The following is a 14738-nucleotide window of genomic DNA, read 5'->3' as shown; positions in this document are numbered from 1 at the left end:
GGGGTGAGGGTTGGGGGTGGGGGTTGGGGTGGGTCAGTCCAGGAGGGAGTCCAGGCCGATGGTCAGGCCCGGGCGGTCACCCACCGCCCGCACCGCCAGCAGGACGCCAGGCATGAACGACGCCCGGTCGTACGAGTCGTGCCGGATCGTCAACGTCTCGCCGGTGGTGCCGAACAGCACCTCCTGATGCGCGACCAGGCCCGTGGCTCGGACCGCGTGGATCCGTACCCCGTCGACATCGGCGCCCCGCGCGCCCGGCGCCTCGTCACGCGTGGCGTCCGGCGCCGGACCCAGCCCGGCGTCGGCTCGCGCCTGGGCGATCTGCCGCGCAGTGTGGGTGGCCGTGCCGGACGGTGCGTCCAGCTTCTTGGGATGGTGCTGCTCGATGATCTCTACGGACTCGAAGTGGCGGGCGGCCTTCGCCGCGAACTGCATCATCAGCACCGCGCCGATGCCGAAGTTCGGCGCGATCACCACGCCGACCTCGGGCTTGCGGGACAGCCAGGTGCGAACCCGCTCCAACCGCTGCTCGGTGAACCCACTGGTGCCGACCACCACATTGATCCCCTGATCGATGCACCAGTGCAGGTTGTCCAGCACCGCGTCCGGGGTGGTGAAGTCGACCACCACCTCCGCCGCCGCGTCGGAGGCGGCAAAGAGGCCGTCCCCCTGCTCGATCATGGCAACCAGTTCGAGATCATCGGCGGCGTCGATGGCCCGGCACACCTCGGTGCCCATGCGGCCCCGTGCGCCCAGCACACCTACCCGGATCGGCTCACGCTCGTCAGTCACGGGGCTCAACCTATCCCACGGCCCAACGCCGGTCGCGCCGAGCGGGCCAGACGCAACATCGCCCAGCCGACGATCACCCCGAACGGGCCAGACGCAACATCGCCAAGCCGACGATCACCCCGAACGGGCCAGACGCAACATCGCCAAGCCGACGATCACCCCGAACGGACCTGAAGCAGGTCGCTCAGCCGACGGTGAAGTCGTCCGGGCCGAACGGGCCGACAACGGCAAGCGACATCGGTCGGGTGAGCAGCTCGGCCGCCAGCCGGTTGACCTCCTCGGCGGTCACCGCGTCTACCTGGGCCAACAGTTCGTCGACCGACAGCAGATCACCGTAGAGCAGTTCGCCCTTGGCCAGCCGGCTCATCCGCGAACCGGTGTCCTCCAGGCCCAGCACATACGAGCCCTTGGCCATCCCCTTGCCCCGGCTCAATTCGGCCTCGCTGACGCCTCGTTCGGCGACCGCGGCCAGCTCCGCCCGGATCAGTGAGAGCACCTCGTCCACCTTGCCGGGCGCGCATCCGGCGTAGACACCGAACAACCCACTGTCGGCATACTGGCTGGCGTACGAATAGACGGAGTAGGCCAACCCGCGACGCTCCCGCACCTCCTGGAACAGCCGGCTCGACATGCCGCCGCCGAGGACGTTGTTGAGCACGCTCAAAGCGAACCGGCGCTCGTCGAGGCGGTCGATACCGGCGCAGCCCAGCACCAGATGAGCCTGCTCGGTGTCCTTCCGCTCGACCACGGTGGCCGCCACCTGGGTGCGTACCGCCGACGTGGCGGACCGGGGCGGAGTCGGCTGGGCCGCGGCGGTGTCCAGCGGCGTGCCACGCAGCGCCTGCCGGATACGCTTCACGACCGCCGCGTGCTCCAGGTTGCCCGCGGCGGCGATGACGATGGCGGGCGCCGTGTATCGGCTGCGGTAGAAATTCAGGATCTGCCGGCGGCTCATCGGGGAGATGGTCTCTTCGGTGCCCGAGATCAGGCGCCCGAGCGGATGGTCCCCGTAGATCGCCCGGGCGAAGAGGTCGTGCACCTCGTCACCCGGCTCGTCGTCGTGCATGGCGATCTCTTCGAGGATGACGCCGCGCTCGGTTTCCACGTCGGCCGGATCGAGCTGCGAGTCGGCAACCAGGTCGCACATGACGTCGATGGCCAGCGGCAGGTCGTCGTCGAGCACCCGCGCGTAGTAGCAGGTGTATTCCTTCGTGGTGAAGGCGTTCGTCTCGCCGCCCACGGCCTCGATGTCCGCCGAGATGTCGAGCGCGGTCCGCTTGCTGGTTCCCTTGAAGAGCAGGTGCTCCAGGAAGTGGGAGACGCCGGCCTGCCGGCCGGTCTCGTCCCGCGATCCGACGGACACCCAGATGCCGAACGACACGCTGCGCATCGCCGGGATGGCTTCGGTGATCACGCGGAGACCGCTGGGCAGCACGGTACGCCGGACGGTGCCGCCCAACGGGTCAGTGGTGAGGGTACGGGTGACCGCCCGGGCCGGCGCCGTAGCGCCGGCCCCGGTGGTCGAACCGTTCCGCGATGGGGGGGTCATCGCGGTGTACGTCAGCTGTGCCGGGTCCGACGACGACGCTCGCCGCCGCCCTCGCCGCCCTCGCGACCCCGGTCGCCACCACGCTCGCCACGCTCCCGGTCGCCACCACGCTCGCCACGCTCCCGGTCGCCACCATGCTCGCCGCGCTCCCGGTCGCCGCCACGCTCCCGGTCACCCCGGTCGCGCGGGCCCCGGTCACCGCGACCGGCCGGTCGCTCGCCGCCACCGGACTCGGCTGGCGCCTCGGCACCTTCCGGCCGGACCTTGTCCAGGTAGATCTTGCCTCGGGCGTCGATGTCCGCGATCTGCACCTCGACCCGGTCGCCGACATTGAGGAAGTCCTCAACCTTTTCCACCCGCTTGCCGTCCCCCACCTTGGAGATGTGCAGCAGGCCGTCCCGGCCGGGCAGCAGCGAGATGAAGGCGCCGAACGCGGCGGTCTTGACCACCGTGCCCAGGAAGCGGTCGCCCGTCTTCGGCAGCGTCGGATTCGCGATCGCGTTGATCCGCTCCACTGCGGCCTCGGCGGCGGGACCGTTGGTCGCGCCGACGTAGATGGTTCCGTCGTCCTCGATGGAAATCTCGGCGCCGGTCTCGTCCTGGATCGCGTTGATCGTCTGCCCCTTCGGGCCGATCACCATGCCGATCTTGTCCACCGGAATCTTGACGGTGGTGACCCGCGGCGCGTAGTCCGACATCGTGGCCGGAGCCTCGATGGCCTGCCGCATCACGTCCAGGATGGTCTGCCGGGCGTCGTGCGCCTGCTGGAGCGCGGCAGCCAGCACGTCCGACGGGATGCCGTCGAGCTTGGTGTCGAGCTGCAGCGCGGTGACGAAGTCCGGGGTACCGGCGACCTTGAAGTCCATGTCCCCGAACGCGTCCTCGGCACCCAGGATGTCGGTAAGCGTCACGTACCGGGTCTTGCCCTCGACCTCGTCGGAGATCAGGCCCATGGCGATGCCGGCGACCGGCGCCTTGAGCGGCACACCGGCCGACAGCAGGCCCAGAGTGGAGGCGCAGACCGACCCCATCGAGGTCGACCCGTTCGAGCCGAGCGCCTCGGACACCTGCCGGATCGCGTACGGGAACTCCTCGCGCGACGGCAGCACCGGGATCAACGCCCGCTCGGCCAGCGCGCCGTGCCCGATCTCGCGCCGCTTCGGCGATCCCACCCGGCCGGTCTCCCCGGTGGAGTACGGCGGGAAGTTGTAGTTGTGCATGTAACGCTTGGACTTCTCCGGGGAGAGGGTGTCCAGCGCCTGCTCCATCCGGAGCATGTTGAGCGTGGTGACACCCATGATCTGGGTCTCGCCCCGCTCGAACAGCGCCGAGCCGTGCACCCGGGGCAGCACGCCGATCTCGGCGCTCAGCGGCCGGATGTCGCGCGGACCGCGGCCGTCGATGCGTACCTGCTCACGCAGGACGCGGGCGCGGACCTCGGCCTTGGTCAGCGAGCGGAACGCCGCGGAAAGCTCCTTCTCCCGGCCCTCGAACCGCTCGGCGAGCTGCTCCTTGACCTGCTCCTTCACGCGGTCCAGGGCGTCCTCGCGCTCGGCCTTACCGGCGATCTTCAGGGCCTCGGCGACATCGGCGCGGGCGACGTCAGCCACCGCGTCGTACACGTCGTTCTCGTAGTCCAGGAAGACCGGGAAGTCGGCGACCGGCTTGGCGGCCACATCCGCCAGCTCGCTCTGCGCCCGGCACAGCTCCCGGATGGCCGGCTTGGCGGCCTCCAGGCCACTCGCCACGACCTCCTCGGTGGGCGCCGGGGCGCCGCCGGCCACCAGCTTGACGGTGTGCTCGGTGGCCTCGGCCTCGACCATCATGATCGCGACGTCGCCGTCGGGCAGCGACCGACCGGCCACCACCATGTCGAAGGTGGCCCGGCCCAGCTCCTCGTGCGTCGGGAAGGCGACCCACTGGCCGTCCACGTGCGCCATCCGGGTCGCCCCTATCGGGCCGGAGAACGGCAGGCCGGACAGCTTGGTCGACATCGAGGCGGCGTTGATTGCCACCACGTCGTACGGGTGCTGCGGGTCCAGGGCCAGGATGGTCTCGACGACCTGGACCTCGTTGCGCAGGCCCTTGACGAACGAAGGCCGCAGCGGCCGGTCGATGAGCCGGCAGGTCAGGATGGCGTCCTCGCTGGGTCGACCCTCGCGACGGAAGAACGAACCGGGAATCCGGCCCGCGGCGTACATCCGCTCCTCGACGTCCACGGTCAGCGGGAAGAAGTCGAACTGCTCCTTGGGCTGCTTGCCCGCGGTGGTCGCGGACAGCACGACGGTCTCGCCCAGCTGGGCGATCACGGAGCCGGCGGCCTGCCGGGCGAGGCGGCCGGTGGAGAAGGTGATCTCCCGGGTCCCGAAGGTCCCGTTGTCGATCACGGCCTTACTGTGCTGGTTGCCGAGGCGGTTCTGCTCGGTCATGAGTTGCCTGTACTCCTTCGGTCGTGGGACCCACGACGTCGCCGGAGTGCTCAGGCGGCCGGTCTTCGATCGAAGCGCCCGGGGATGGCCGGCGTTCCGGCTACGTAGCCAGTGGAGCCGGCGGCCCGGGGGCCACTACCGAGGACCGGTGCGCTGATCCGGCTCCCCGTACGGGTGGTCGCGCTGGTCCCGTTTCTCTGCGGGACGACAGGAGGGGAGCGACGCGTACGCCGCTCCCCTCGTCGTCACCGCCGCAGGCCGAGTCGCTCGATCAGCGACCGGTAGCGGTTGATGTCCTTCTTCTGCAGGTAGTTGAGCAGTCGGCGACGCCGACCAACCAGCAGCAGCAGACCACGACGACTGTGGTGATCGTGCTTGTGCACCTTGAGGTGCTCGGTGAGGTCGGCGATCCGCTTGGTCAGGACCGCGACCTGCACCTCGGGGGATCCGGTGTCACCCTCGGCGGTCGCGTACTCCTGTCGGATCTTGCTCTTGCTCTCCTGATCGAGCGCCATTTTCTCCCGTTTCTGTGGGTTTCATCAAGTGTCCCGCACCCGCGGCGTCGAGCAGGCACGCGGGACCGCCGTCGGTCAACCGACGCTGTAGGTCAGGTTACCAGCTTCCACCGGAAACACCCGGATGGGGCTCGGACCTGGAATCATAGATCCTCATGATCGACCTGGATCAGGGCCTGGTGGGGCAGCCCGGCACGAGAAACGCCGACTCGCGGGATGTCGGGGCCCGACTACCCCCGAAGGCATGAGGGTGATCACGGCCGCCAACCGCGAGACGTCAACGCGTCGCGCACCTCCCGCAGCAGGGCCGGGAACTCTCGGTACAGCCGCCGGCTGGTCACATGCAGCACGAGCCACCCCTGACCGGCGAGCAGATTGAGGCGACGACGGTCGCGATGGAACTGCTCTGCGTCATCGTGCCACTGCCCGTCGTACTCGATAGCCACTCGAAAACCGGGCCAGGCAAGATCCGGATGTAGGAGCACGCCGGACGCCACCCGTACCGGGTGCTGGACGGCTGGCCGGGGCAGTCCAGCCTGCATCAACCGGACCCGCAGGTGGGACTCCGGTGGTGACTGGGCCGCCGGATCGGCCAGTGCGAAGGCTCGCTGGGCACGTCGTCCGCCGGGTCGGGCAGCATACGCCGCCGCCAGCGTCGACAGCTCCGTCGGGCTGGTCAACCCGCTGCCGAGCAGGGTGTCGATGATGGCCACCGCCCGCACCGGTGGCAGCCAGGCAGCCGTCTCCCAGGCCGCTCGGGCGGGCCCGGTCCTCGGTGGCTGCCCGGTAGGCATCGGCGCGGAGTCGGTGGTGTGCACCCGCAGCCCCGGTTGGGTTCGCAATCCTGTCAGCCGGGGCGCGACGACGTGCACCTCGTCGGTGAAGTCCGCGGCGTGCACGACCCCGTACAGATGGGCCGCCGACGGTCCCGCGATGGCGGCGCCGGCCGGCAGTTGGTACGCCACGGCCCGGCAGGCGAGGGCATGATCCCGGTCCAACCGGGCATCGGCGTAGACGTCTCTGCGCAGCCGGATCCAGGCCGAACCACGCAGCTGGTGTTCGGTCAGCAGTCCCCGCCGAACGGCGTCGGAGCCACGGAACACCTGCCAGGCAAGGGGAGCCGGGCGAGGCGGGAGGGAAGGCATGCCGACGAGCGTGGCAACGCTGCGGGGGACTGGTAAACCCCTGTGGACAACGGTCGTACCCGTACCCGGCTCAGCCTGTGGACAAGGGTCGCGGAGTGGGCTCGTTGTGGTACGGGCAATCCACCCGCTGCCCCGGCCGGCACCCAGATCGCACCCGTGATTCCGGCGGTGATCCACTCGATGTGCGGCATGTCGGGGGGTCACAGTCGCACCGACCCCCCGACATGCCGCACATCGAGTGGATCAAGCCGACGCCCGCGCACCAGGCGGCCCCGGAACGGGCGACACCGGCCCGAACGGGTGAACCGACCAGGACACCGACAACCCCGACCGGGGCACGGACAACCCCGACCGGGGCCAGGAAGCCCGGCCCCGCCGAGTCAGACGAGGAGCCGGCGGGCCTGCGCGACGTCCTCGTTCATCTGCTCGATCAGCGGCTCGACGCTCGGGTAGCGGCGCTGCTCGCGCAGGTGGGCCACGAAGTCCAGGGCGAGTCGTTCGCCGTACAGGTCGCCCTCGAAGTCGAGCACGTACGCCTCCACCCGCCGATCCGGTCCGGAGAAGGTCGGATTGGTGCCGACCGACACCGCCGCCGGCAGCATGGTCCGGCCGTCCGCGCCGGCCCGGGCCGCGTCGCGGACCAGCCATCCGGCGTACACCCCGTCGGCCGGGATCGCCGCGTACCGGTGGCACAGCAGGTTGGCGGTGGGGAAGCCGAGCTGGCGACCCCGCTGGTCGCCGCGGATCACCACGCCGGCCAGCCGGTGCGCCCGGCCGAGCGCCGCCGCCGCGGCGGTCACGTCTCCGGCGTCCACGCAGGACCGGATGTACGTGGAGGAGAACACGGTGCCGTCGGCCGCCACCAGCGGCCCGCCCTCCACCCCGAAGCCGAACGTGCGGCCCAGCCGTTCCAGCAGGGCCACGTCTCCGGCGGCCCGGTGCCCGAACCGGAAGTTCTCCCCCACCACCACGACCGCCGCGTGCAGATGCTCGACGAGGATGTCGTGCACGAATTCCTCGGCGGGCAGTCGAGAGAAGTCGGGGGTGAACGGCACCACGCAGAGTACGTCCACGCCGAGCGCCTCGATCAGTTCGGCCTTGCGTGCCGGCTCGGTCAGCATCGCCGGATGTGATCCGGGACGGACCACCTCGGACGGGTGCGGGTCGAAGGTGACCACGACCGACTGCACGCCCAGATCCTTCGCCCGCTTCACAGCGTGCCCGATGGTGGCCTGATGACCCCGGTGCACCCCGTCGAAGACCCCGATGGTGACCACCGAGCGTCCCCAGCCTCGCGGAATCGCGTCGAACCCCCGCCACCGCTGCATGTCTCCTCCAGTCCCGCCAAGACACCCGACAACCCACTGCGACTACCAGCCACCGGCGACCGCCGAGGGCTCACTTACGCCGACCGGCCGGTGACGGTCCGGCCGTCACTGGGCCGGCGCCACCACGATCTCCGGTCGGGCGCGTCCTTCCCGCTCGCTGACGATAGCGACCAGCCGCCCGTCACCGCCGGTCACCGCGTACGGGCCGGCGATGCCGACCGCGGTCAACGGCCCACCGTGACCGAGCACCCGTTCCTCCTCCGCTGTCGCTTCGCGGACCGGCAGGAACCGGGCGGCGGCCGCGGCCATCGGCAGGTCCACCACGTCGGGAGCGACCTCGGCAAGATCGTCCAGGGTACGCGCCTCGGCCAGCGTGAACCCGCCGACGGAGGTCCGGCGCAGCGCGGTGAGGTGGCCGCCCACCCCGAGCGCGGCACCGGCGTCCCGGGCCAGCGCCCGGACGTATGTCCCGGAGGAGCAGGTGACGTCCACGTCCACGTCGACCAGATCGGTGGCCGTCCGGCGGATGGCCAGCACGTCGAGGCGGGAAACGGTCACCCGGCGGGCGGCCAGCGCCACGGCCTCGCCATCGCGGACCCGCTTGTACGCCCGCTGCCCGTTGATCTTGATCGCGCTCACCGCGCTCGGTACCTGGTCGATCTCGCCGGTCAACCGGTCGAAGGCGGACAGTACCGCGCTGTCCGCCAGGTCACCGGCCGGCACCGAGCGGACCACGTCTCCCTCGGCGTCGTCGGTCACCGTGGTCTGGCCGAGCCGGACGGTGCCGAGGTAACTCTTGTCCGCCCCGATGACGTAGGTGAGCAGCCGGGTCGCCCGACCCACCCCGATCACCAGGACTCCGGTGGCCATCGGGTCGAGGGTGCCGCCGTGCCCCACCCGGCGGGTACGCGCCAGCCGGCGCAGCCGGGCCACCACGTCATGCGATGTCATGCCGGCCGGCTTGTCCACCACGATCAGACCATCCGCACTCACGGCCGCCAAGCCTGCCAGATCCGTCCGACCGACAGGCGTCCGCCCGTCGCCTCGCGGGCGGGAGGCCGGCAAGCGCCGACGGCTGCCGACCCGCCGCCGCTCCCGGGCTCAGCGGACCGCGCCGGTCACCGCCCAGCGTCCTGAACGCAACCGCAGCAGCAGCGCGACCAGCCGGATCACCACGAACAGGGTGAGGCCGGCCCAGATGCCGCCGAGCCCGAGGTCCAGGGCGTAGGCCGTCCAGATCGCCGGCAGGAATCCGCCGAAGGCCGCGACGATTGTGAGGTTGCGCAGGTACCGCACGTCGCCCGCGCCGATCAGCACGCCGTCCAGGGCGAACACGACGCCCGCGGCCGGTTGCATCGCCGCGAACCACGGCCAGGCGATCATGGCTTGTGCCCGGACCTGCGGGTCGTCGCTGAACCAACCCGGCACCACGCCGGCTCCTGCCCCGATGACCGCCGCGAAGGCGATCCCGCAAACCGCTCCCGCCACCGCGATCCGGCGGGCGAGTTGCCGGGCGTATTCCCCGTCGCCGGCACCGAGCGCGGCACCGACAAGTGCCTGCGCCGCGATGGCCAGCGCGTCGAGCACCAGGGCGGTGAAGAACCACAGACTTATCGCGATCTGGTGGGCGCCCACGACGGCGGTACCGAACCGGGCCGCGACCGCGGTCGCCGAGAGGAAGCTGGCCTGAAAGGCCAGCCCGCGCGCCAGCAGGTCCCGACCCAGCACCAACTGCTGGACGATCACCTTCGGGCGGGGGCGCAGCGACACCCGCTCGGCGATCAGGGCGCCGACGAACAACACACCGGACAGCGTCTGCGCGGTGGCGTTTGCCACCGCCGACCCCACCAGGCCGAGACCCACTGGATAGACAAGCACCGGGCACAGCACGGCCGACAGCAGATTGGGACCGAGTACGAAGTAGAGCGGCCTGCGGAGGTCCTGCACCCCGCGTAGCCAGCCGTTCCCGGCGGCGGCGAGCAACAGCCCGGGAGCGCCGAGGGCGGCGACCCGGAGCCATTCGGCGACCGCGGCGGTCACCGCGGGGTCACCGCCGGACAGCGCCCGGCCCAGCGGAAGGGCGGTGATCTCGATCAGCAGGGTGATCAGCAGGCCGGCGGCAAGCGCCAGCCAGGACGCCTGGATCCCCTCGGCCACCGCGGCGGCGCGGTCGCCCGCGCCGTACCGGCGGGCGGCCCGGCCGGTCGTCCCGTAGGCGAGCACGGTGCCGAGCCACGCGGCCATCGTCATCACCGTGCCGCCGAGAGCGACCGCCGCCAACGGCACCGATCCGAGGTGGCCGACCACCGCGGTGTCGACAAGCACATAGAGGGGTTCCGCCGCGAGGACCACCAGGGCGGGCAGGGCGAGGGCGGCGATGCGGCGCGCGGTGGCGGTGCCGGTCAGCCGAGGGTGGTCGCTCGTGTCCGCGCGGGTCTGGTGGCTCACAGAGCCCGATCCTGGCACGTCACGCGTAAGGAACGCAATGCCACGTATCGCTTACTGACGCCTCGCGTTCCGGTGGCGGCGACGGTGGGTGGGCGGGGGACGCCAGATGCGGGAACGCGGTCCGGACGAGTACGTCCGGACCGCGTTCACCGGTCGAGAGTCACTGCCGGGTGTCCATGGAGGTCTGCAGCGCGCGCCGCATCTGCTCGCGGGCCTCGTCCGTGGTGTCCGACTTGGGCTTGCTCGGCATCGGGATGCTCCTTCCAGGGTGCGTCAGGCCGCGTCGAGCGGCCCGCCGCTGGGCGGTCCTGCTGAACGCTCTCGAACGGCGTCCCGGGATCGCCGGGGTCCGTCCGCGAGCAGCGTGAGCCCGGGTCGGTCTGACCCTGGAGGCAGTCGGTGGCTGGTCGGCCACCCGCGCCACGACACGTCTGCCGGGCACGTCGCGCACTTCACCCAAGTTATCGTTCAGGTCCACATCGTGCCCAGCGTTCCCGCGATCCGGGACGGCGAGCCGCCGACCAGCGGAAACCGGACAGCCCGCTCATCGGGCGAAGAAATGCCAGCCGACCCACCACCAGAAGCCGAACAGGCCGATCCGTCCTACCGGCACGTTGCCCACCTCGTACCGCATGACATAGGCGCACGCCTCACCGAGGGTCGGGATCCGGGACCCCTCGCGCCGCGCGGCCCACTCGACCGCCGCGAACAGGAGCAGAGCCACCGTGAAACCGCCGATGGCGAGCAGCCGGGTCACACTCACCGAATCCCCCCGTCAGTCATCGCCGCGCCAACGCCCAGAACGCCGACAGCCATCCGAAGTAGGCCGCCGACCGGGCGAGTTCGTTCTCCAGCACCGGATCTGCCAGCCGGGAGAAGGTGGGAATCTCGTCGGTCGATCCGAGGACGAAGGTGACGCCCTCGACCACGCCGAACGCCGCCACCGGAAGCACCCACCAGATCACCCCGGCCCCGACCCGGCGGACCGGACGCCGCGCAACCCGGTGCGACAGGCCCATCCAGATCAACGCGCCACCGGTGCCGAGGGCGTAGACGTTCGCCGCCACCGAGAACGACGGCAGGCTCCCACCGACGAAAGACATGACGACCAGCACCGGCACCGACACGACCGGTCGGTCCCAGGCCCGCGGCGCCTCGGTGACGATCTCCGTGGGTTGCTCCATCCCCCGATTGTTGCCGGTGGTCACGAGGAGCCGAAAGGGCATTACGCCCCGGAGTTACCCCTGATCTCCACGCCCGTGGGCAACCGGTCCAGCTCACCACGGATCGCTGCGACCACGTCATCGACCGAGCCGCGGCCGGTGAACCCGGCGGCCGAGCGGTGCCCGCCGCCACCCAGTGCGACCGCCACCCGGCTCACGTCGGTGTCCCCCTTACTCCGCATGGAGACCGCCCACTCCCGCTCGGCGACCTGCTTGACCACGCAGCTCACGTCCGCCTCGGCGGTGCACCGGACCGAATCGATAAGCGGTTCCAGGACGTACGGGCGCTGCTCGTGCCGCTCCAGGTCGGCCAGGGTGGCATAGGTCCAGACCAGGCCGCGGCCGGCCGCGGCGGCGGGTTCCAACCGGGTACGGGCCAGCACGTCACCGTAGAGTCGGACCGCCCCGAACGGGCGGGTGTCGAAGACCCGCCGGGATATCTCCCCCGGGCGCAGACCGGTGGAGAGCAGCCGGGCCGCCAACTCGTGCACGGCCGGGGTAGTCATATCGAACCGGAACGAACCGGTGTCGGTGGTCAACGCGATGTAGAGGCACTCGGCGATCCGCTCGTCCAGCGGCACGCCGAGCCGGGCCAGCAGGCCCTCGGCGACGACCGACGTCGCGGCCGCCGTGGGATCCACCAGATGGATGCCGCCGAACCGGGTGTTGGAGGCGTGATGATCCAGCACCAGGGCCGTACCCGACCGGTCCAGCCGATCCAGCAACTCCCCCAGCCGCGACTCGCTGGCCGCGTCGAAGCAGACCACCAGGTCGGCCTCCGGCCACGCCTGCTCCGCGGGCACCAGCAGTTCCTGGCCCGGCATGCCGCGTAGCGGCTCGGGCACCTCGAACCGGCCGGGAAAGGTCGCCTGCATCCGGGTCACGCCCAGCCGGCACAACCCCAGGCCGAAGCCCAACATGCTGCCCAACGCGTCACCGTCGGGGTTGACGTGACAGATCAGCAGCACCCGCCCGTCGGCGGGCAGGCCCTGGATCGCGGCGACGGCCGTCGCCCAGTCGTCCGGCGTGGGACCGACCGGGCCGTCCAGCACCGCCGGGCCCGAGCCACGGGCACTCGGCACGGCCGGCGACTCCCGCCAGCTGGGCCGGGCGTCGCCGGGGTCGCCGGTCACCGCCGATCCCCGCCCGGCTGTCCACCGACCACATCGGCGTCGGTTTCGACGTCGGTCTCGGTCTCGGCGTCATCCTCGGCCTCGTCGTCGAGCCGGTACGGCTGGGCCTCGCCCGCGTACCGAGCGGTGGCCGCGCGTCGCTGCACCTCGGCGTCCGCGTTGCGCGCGGCGGTGAGCAGCTCGTCGATGTGCTTGGCCTGGTCCTGCACGTTGTCCAGGACGAAGGTAAGGGTCGGCGAGTGGCGCAGGCCCAGGGCCTTGCCTACGGTGCTGCGCAGCATCCCCTTCGCGCTCTCCAGGGCGGCAGCGGTGGACGCCTGTTCCGCGGCGTCACCGAGCACCGTGTAGAAGACCGTGGCGTCGCGCAGGTCGGCGGTGATCCGGGCGTCGGTGATGGTGATCATGCCCAGCCGAGGGTCCTTGATCTGGGTACGCACCACCGAGGCCACCAGCTCCCGCACGCGTTCCGCGTGCCGGCGCACCCGGGCCGGGTCCGTCATGTCCCACCTCCACGCCGATCCTGCGTCCGCCGCCCCCTTGTGGCGGGCTGACGAGCCAACGTCTGGAAACACTACCCGCGCCGAACCGGGCAGGCGGGGCAGGCCGCCGCTTGCCGGCGAGGTTAACTGTCAGTCGTCGGCACCGTACAACCGGCGCCGTACCGAGAGCAGTTCGACCTCGGGGCGGCCGGCGACCAGCCGTTCACAGGAGTCGAGCACGTCCCGCACGTGGCCGCTCTCCGCGGCCACCACCGCCACGGCGAGGTGCGCCCGGCCGTGCAGGTCGAGCGCGCCCACCTCGGCTGCCGAGACCTCGAACCGGCGCAACGCGGCCACGATCGGGCGGACGTAGGACCGCTTCGCTTTCAACGAGCGGGAGTCGGCGGGAAGGAGGACGTCGAAAAGGGCGGTTCCGGTGTACACGGCGGGACAGCGTACGCGGTAGAGATCGCCGATATCACCCACAATTCGCCCGACCGCCCGCTGTGGCGCGTTGATCCGCCCAGCTCGTGGGGATTCGGGGAGTTGGCGAAGCCCGCGAACCACGACCCGCCGCAGATCACGTGGGTGCCACCGCCACCAGCACGTCGCGCTCGATGCCCTGGTCGACCCGATGGCACAGGTCCCGGTAGCCCGGCCCGTCGGCCACCCGTAGTCCGTTCGCGGCGAGCACCGCGGCGGCCTCCTCCCGCGGCGCCACGTGGGTGTTCCACGAGATGCCCAGTGCGCCGCCCGGTCGCAGCAGTCGCACCCACCCCGGCACGGCCGCGGTGAGCAGGTCCAGCGGCCTGCGCGACAGCTCCCCGCCGGCACCCCGACTGCCGTGCGCGACCCCGTACGGGGCGTCGGTGACGATGACGTCGGCACCGGCGGATCGCAACAACCCGCCGACCTCGATGGTGTCGGCGTGCAGCACGGTGACCCGCTGGGCGGACCCGGCCTTCAACTGCTCCCGGGACGCCGCCACGGTCGCCTCGAATCGCCGGGCGACGAGCCGACGGTTCCGGCGCACCGGCACCGTCTCCGCGCTGTGCTTGAGCCGCTTGCGCTTGAGCCAGGTACGCAGGAAGGCCGAGTACGCGTCGACGTCCTTGCCGTCCCGTTCCACGCCGATGCCGTCATAGCCGTACATCAGGGCCTGGTTGAGCGTGGTGCCCCGGCCGCACAACGGGTCGAGCACCACCAGCCGTCGATCGAGCATGGCCGGAGCCGATGCCGAGGCGAGCAGCGTCACGTTGAGCAGCAACCGGGTGAACTGCTCGTTGGTCTTGCCGGCGTACTTCGGAATGGTGATCAGGTCCGAGTCGAAACGGGCCAGCGGGCGCAGCTCCACCGGGCGCAGCAGGTCGTCCACCCGCTCATACAGCGCGTAGGCCGCGGAGAGGTTTGACAGGTGCGCCACATCGCGCTCGGTCAGCCCCTCCCCCGGCACCGAGAAGGTCAGGTACCCAACGCCGCCGATACGCTCCTCGGCCAGCTCGACCGGCCGGGCGGTCAGCACGCCGGAGCCGGCGAAGATCACCAGCTCGGCCCGGGAGAGCCGGCCGGCGGCATCGGCGTACACCCGGTTGGCGGACGGGGCGAGCAGCAGCGCGTACCTGGTCACGCGGGGGATTCTCGCACCGCCGCCGAACGCGCGACGGCCGGGACCCGTCCGGGCCCCGGCCGTCGACGCA

The 14738-nt window shown here is 71.2% G+C and carries 14 protein-coding genes; all 14 read right to left on the bottom strand.

All coding sequences use genetic code 11. The annotated features are described in order from the left end of the window. Positions 1 to 33: 33 nt before the first annotated feature. Positions 34 to 792 (bottom strand): 4-hydroxy-tetrahydrodipicolinate reductase, encoded by a 759-nt coding sequence (gene dapB, locus ACFQUZ_RS28145; protein ID WP_377447547.1) that lies wholly within the window; start codon positions 790 to 792, stop codon positions 34 to 36. A 184-nt stretch (positions 793 to 976) separates the two neighbouring features. Further along, on the bottom strand, positions 977 to 2341 hold the full coding sequence (locus ACFQUZ_RS28140; RefSeq protein ID WP_377447545.1) for a M16 family metallopeptidase: 1365 nt from the start codon (positions 2339 to 2341) through the stop codon (positions 977 to 979). An 11-nt stretch (positions 2342 to 2352) separates the two neighbouring features. Then, positions 2353 to 4770, bottom strand: coding sequence for a polyribonucleotide nucleotidyltransferase (locus ACFQUZ_RS28135; RefSeq protein WP_377447543.1), 2418 nt, complete (start codon positions 4768 to 4770; stop codon positions 2353 to 2355). Between the two features lie 245 nt (positions 4771 to 5015). After that, positions 5016 to 5285, bottom strand: coding sequence for a 30S ribosomal protein S15 (rpsO, locus tag ACFQUZ_RS28130; RefSeq protein WP_377447541.1), 270 nt, complete (start codon positions 5283 to 5285; stop codon positions 5016 to 5018). 254 nt (positions 5286 to 5539) lie between these two features. After that, entirely contained in the window at positions 5540 to 6430 is an 891-nt protein-coding gene (locus ACFQUZ_RS28125; protein ID WP_377447539.1) for a hypothetical protein, read from the bottom strand. Between the two features lie 380 nt (positions 6431 to 6810). Continuing rightward, positions 6811 to 7758 carry a bifunctional riboflavin kinase/FAD synthetase gene (locus ACFQUZ_RS28120; RefSeq protein WP_377447537.1) on the bottom strand — a complete coding sequence of 316 codons (948 nt, stop codon included), beginning with the start codon at positions 7756 to 7758 and terminating at the stop codon, positions 6811 to 6813. Positions 7759 to 7863: 105 nt separating this feature from the next. Further along, positions 7864 to 8751 carry a tRNA pseudouridine(55) synthase TruB gene (gene truB / locus ACFQUZ_RS28115; RefSeq protein ID WP_377447535.1) on the bottom strand — a complete coding sequence of 296 codons (888 nt, stop codon included), beginning with the start codon at positions 8749 to 8751 and terminating at the stop codon, positions 7864 to 7866. A 108-nt stretch (positions 8752 to 8859) separates the two neighbouring features. Next, a complete protein-coding gene (locus tag ACFQUZ_RS28110; protein WP_377447564.1) occupies positions 8860 to 10164 on the bottom strand; it encodes an MATE family efflux transporter in 1305 nt (434 codons plus the stop codon). A gap of 586 nt (positions 10165 to 10750) precedes the next feature. Further along, positions 10751 to 10963, bottom strand: a complete 213-nt coding sequence (locus ACFQUZ_RS28105; protein ID WP_377447562.1) for a DUF6186 family protein — start codon at positions 10961 to 10963, stop codon at positions 10751 to 10753. 22 nt (positions 10964 to 10985) lie between these two features. Then, positions 10986 to 11390 (bottom strand): hypothetical protein, encoded by a 405-nt coding sequence (locus ACFQUZ_RS28100; protein WP_377447533.1) that lies wholly within the window; start codon positions 11388 to 11390, stop codon positions 10986 to 10988. 41 nt (positions 11391 to 11431) lie between these two features. Then, complete coding sequence (locus ACFQUZ_RS28095; protein ID WP_377447560.1) at positions 11432 to 12478, bottom strand: bifunctional oligoribonuclease/PAP phosphatase NrnA; 1047 nt, start codon at positions 12476 to 12478, stop codon at positions 11432 to 11434. Between the two features lie 80 nt (positions 12479 to 12558). Continuing rightward, a complete protein-coding gene (gene rbfA / locus ACFQUZ_RS28090; protein ID WP_377447531.1) occupies positions 12559 to 13062 on the bottom strand; it encodes a 30S ribosome-binding factor RbfA in 504 nt (167 codons plus the stop codon). A 129-nt stretch (positions 13063 to 13191) separates the two neighbouring features. Then, positions 13192 to 13485 (bottom strand): DUF503 domain-containing protein, encoded by a 294-nt coding sequence (locus ACFQUZ_RS28085; protein ID WP_377447529.1) that lies wholly within the window; start codon positions 13483 to 13485, stop codon positions 13192 to 13194. A 136-nt stretch (positions 13486 to 13621) separates the two neighbouring features. Continuing rightward, positions 13622 to 14668: a TRM11 family SAM-dependent methyltransferase gene (locus tag ACFQUZ_RS28080; RefSeq protein WP_377447527.1), complete on the bottom strand. Its 1047-nt coding sequence runs from the start codon at positions 14666 to 14668 to the stop codon at positions 13622 to 13624. Between the last annotated feature and the right edge of the window lie 70 nt (positions 14669 to 14738).

It is taken from the genome of Plantactinospora sp. GCM10030261, assembly GCF_042666615.1.
GTDB lineage: Bacteria > Actinomycetota > Actinomycetes > Mycobacteriales > Micromonosporaceae > KBS50.
Note: the sequence above shows the minus strand (reverse complement) of the source record. Positions and strands in the feature narration are given on the sequence as shown.

Coding starts and splice junctions, on each gene's coding strand:
- ACFQUZ_RS28140 (WP_377447545.1), bottom strand. CDS start 2,341: ATGACCCCCCCATCGCGGAACGGTTCGACCACCGGGGCCGGCGCTACG.
- ACFQUZ_RS28135 (WP_377447543.1), bottom strand. CDS start 4,770: ATGACCGAGCAGAACCGCCTCGGCAACCAGCACAGTAAGGCCGTGATC.
- rpsO (WP_377447541.1), bottom strand. CDS start 5,285: ATGGCGCTCGATCAGGAGAGCAAGAGCAAGATCCGACAGGAGTACGCG.
- ACFQUZ_RS28125 (WP_377447539.1), bottom strand. CDS start 6,430: ATGCCTTCCCTCCCGCCTCGCCCGGCTCCCCTTGCCTGGCAGGTGTTC.
- ACFQUZ_RS28120 (WP_377447537.1), bottom strand. CDS start 7,758: ATGCAGCGGTGGCGGGGGTTCGACGCGATTCCGCGAGGCTGGGGACGC.
- ACFQUZ_RS28100 (WP_377447533.1), bottom strand. CDS start 11,390: ATGGAGCAACCCACGGAGATCGTCACCGAGGCGCCGCGGGCCTGGGAC.
- rbfA (WP_377447531.1), bottom strand. CDS start 13,062: ATGACGGACCCGGCCCGGGTGCGCCGGCACGCGGAACGCGTGCGGGAG.